General features: G+C 40.5%; 1 protein-coding gene. It reads right to left on the reverse strand.

What is annotated here, in order from left to right:
* On the reverse strand, positions 1 to 452 hold a 452-nt coding region (locus tag J7R05_RS08095), incomplete at both ends, for a bifunctional ornithine acetyltransferase/N-acetylglutamate synthase (protein WP_208541860.1).

Below are 452 nucleotides of genomic sequence, written 5' to 3' on the forward strand. Positions count from 1 at the left end.
AATAACAGAGATTGAAGAAGATCCGAATAAATTTTTGCATCACTTACGTCAAAAGAAAGCATCGTTGCCATATCTGATACGATCATACCAGCACCTTTTGCAATCCCATTAATAATAACATTCTCCCCCCCCCAATCAAATCTGCACGTAGCAAGTTTCGAAAACGTAGCGGTCGTCATAATGGCTTTTCCAGCCTCCAACCAATTCCTTTCTTCTGCTGTCTCCGCCATATTTGGTAAAAGGCTTACAATACTCGATGCATCCATTGGCTCACCAATAACACCGGTAGAAGCTATAAAAATTTCATTTTCTTCAACCTTCAAAGCACTCGCCGCTGCACATATAATTTCATTTATTGTGTTCCTTCCTTTACGACCTGTAAAAGCATTTGCATTTCCAGAATTAAAAACAACACCTCTAGCAACCCCATGAGAAAGCGATGCACGGCAATG

It is taken from the genome of Bartonella capreoli, from assembly GCF_902813205.1.
Classification (GTDB): domain Bacteria; phylum Pseudomonadota; class Alphaproteobacteria; order Rhizobiales; family Rhizobiaceae; genus Bartonella; species Bartonella schoenbuchensis.